This is a genomic window from uncultured Tenacibaculum sp. (assembly GCF_947502995.1).
GTDB lineage: Bacteria > Bacteroidota > Bacteroidia > Flavobacteriales > Flavobacteriaceae > Polaribacter.
In genome coordinates this window covers 1-207 of record NZ_CANNBW010000097.1, presented here as the reverse complement: position 1 = coordinate 207, position 207 = coordinate 1, and the positions used below count along the sequence as shown (strand labels likewise).

The window sequence follows — 207 nt, the reverse complement described above, 5'->3', positions numbered from 1 at the left end:
GGTCCAGATATTGATTCAGATGGAATAGCAACAGTTTGTGATTTAGATGATGATGGAGATGGAAATCCAGATACTACTGATCCAAATCCAACAACGACTACAGTTGCCGATGATACAGCTACAGTAGATGCAGGAACACCAGTTACTACGAATGTTTTATCGAATGATGATTATGTAGGCGATACAGATCCATCGAAGTTAGCAGGA

The 207-nt window shown here is 40.1% G+C and carries 1 protein-coding gene; it reads left to right on the top strand.

Translation table 11 applies throughout. From position 1 onward, the window contains the following. On the top strand, positions 1-207 hold a 207-nt coding region (locus Q1A46_RS20900), incomplete at both ends, for a hypothetical protein (protein ID WP_299683610.1).